General features: G+C 49.9%; 2 tRNA genes and 1 rRNA gene. All 3 read left to right on the forward strand.

What is annotated here, in order from left to right:
• Positions 1 to 229 precede the first annotated feature (229 nt).
• The 3 genes from GQF63_RS19515 (at position 230) to GQF63_RS19525 (ending at position 2,054) form a co-directional block, all read left to right on the forward strand.
• Positions 230 to 1,756: ribosomal RNA gene (locus GQF63_RS19515) — 16S ribosomal RNA — on the forward strand.
• A 130-nt stretch (positions 1,757 to 1,886) separates the two neighbouring features.
• Positions 1,887 to 1,963 (forward strand) — tRNA-Ile (locus tag GQF63_RS19520).
• A 17-nt stretch (positions 1,964 to 1,980) separates the two neighbouring features.
• Positions 1,981 to 2,054: transfer RNA gene (locus GQF63_RS19525), tRNA-Ala, on the forward strand.
• Position 2,055 lies beyond the last annotated feature (1 nt).

A 2,055-nucleotide genomic window follows, 5' to 3' on the forward strand; every position in this document is an offset into this window, starting at 1 on the left:
AGGGTTCAACGCAAGGAGAACCTGATAACATAACAACAGCGGAAGCGAGATGCGGAAGCGATAAGTTCTTTAAGAAATAATGATCAAGTAGCGCAGCGAGTAGTCGAGAGACGAAAGTTGAACAAGAAGATTTTTTAAATCAATTCAACCAGATCGGAACCAGGAAACAGATATTTTAATATAGACGATTCTATTTTTTATAAATAGTCTCAATCTCACACTTCATTTTACAATGGAGAGTTTGATCCTGGCTCAGGATGAACGCTAGCGGCAGGCCTAATACATGCAAGTCGAACGGGATCCAGTGGTAGCTTGCTACCATTGGTGAGAGTGGCGCACGGGTGCGTAACGCGTGAGCAACCTACCCATATCAGGGGGATAGCCCGAAGAAATTCGGATTAACACCGCATAAGACTATAACCCGGCATCGGGCAGTAGTTAAATATTTATAGGATATGGATGGGCTCGCGTGACATTAGCTAGTTGGTGAGGTAACGGCTCACCAAGGCGACGATGTCTAGGGGCTCTGAGAGGAGAATCCCCCACACTGGTACTGAGACACGGACCAGACTCCTACGGGAGGCAGCAGTAAGGAATATTGGTCAATGGACGCAAGTCTGAACCAGCCATGCCGCGTGCAGGATGACTGCCCTATGGGTTGTAAACTGCTTTTGTTAGGGAATAAACCCATCTACGAGTAGATGGCTGAATGTACCTAAAGAATAAGGATCGGCTAACTCCGTGCCAGCAGCCGCGGTAATACGGAGGATCCGAGCGTTATCCGGATTTATTGGGTTTAAAGGGTGCGTAGGCGGCACTTTAAGTCAGGGGTGAAAGACGGCAGCTTAACTGTCGCAGTGCCTTTGATACTGAAGTGCTTGAATGCGGTTGAAGACGGCGGAATGAGACAAGTAGCGGTGAAATGCATAGATATGTCTCAGAACACCGATTGCGAAGGCAGCTGTCTAAGCCGTTATTGACGCTGATGCACGAAAGCGTGGGGATCGAACAGGATTAGATACCCTGGTAGTCCACGCCCTAAACGATGATAACTCGATGTTTGCAATATACCGTAAGCGTCCAAGCGAAAGCGTTAAGTTATCCACCTGGGGAGTACGCCCGCAAGGGTGAAACTCAAAGGAATTGACGGGGGCCCGCACAAGCGGAGGAGCATGTGGTTTAATTCGATGATACGCGAGGAACCTTACCCGGGCTTGAAAGTTACTGAAGGATGCAGAGACGCATCCGTCCTTCGGGACAGGAAACTAGGTGCTGCATGGCTGTCGTCAGCTCGTGCCGTGAGGTGTTGGGTTAAGTCCCGCAACGAGCGCAACCCCTATGTTTAGTTGCCAGCATTTAAGGTGGGGACTCTAAACAGACTGCCTGCGCAAGCAGAGAGGAAGGCGGGGACGACGTCAAGTCATCATGGCCCTTACGTCCGGGGCTACACACGTGCTACAATGGATGGTACAGCGGGCAGCTACATAGCAATATGATGCCAATCTCGAAAAGCCATTCACAGTTCGGATCGGGGTCTGCAACTCGACCCCGTGAAGTTGGATTCGCTAGTAATCGCGTATCAGCAATGACGCGGTGAATACGTTCCCGGGCCTTGTACACACCGCCCGTCAAGCCATGAAAGCTGGGGGTACCTAAAGCATGTAACCGCAAGGAGCGTGTTAGGGTAAAACCGGTAATTGGGGCTAAGTCGTAACAAGGTAGCCGTACCGGAAGGTGCGGCTGGAATACCTCCTTTCTAGAGCCTGATTCCGGCTCGTCTGCGCCACATTTGATCGTTTAACTAAGAAACACATTTAGAAGAAAGTACCCACCCGCCCTATTATAAGGTAAGGTATGGGAGACTTGAGAAGATGAAGAATAAAGCTAGTCCCGTAGCTCAGTTGGTTAGAGCACTACACTGATAATGTAGGGGTCAGCAGTTCAAATCTGCTCGGGACTACCATCAGACTTAAATGGAAAGGGGAATTAGCTCAGCTGGCTAGAGCACCTGCCTTGCACGCAGGGGGTCAACGGTTCGAATCCGTTATTCTCCAC

Source organism: Sphingobacterium humi (genome assembly GCF_009768885.1).
GTDB classification, from domain to species: domain Bacteria; phylum Bacteroidota; class Bacteroidia; order Sphingobacteriales; family Sphingobacteriaceae; genus Sphingobacterium; species Sphingobacterium humi.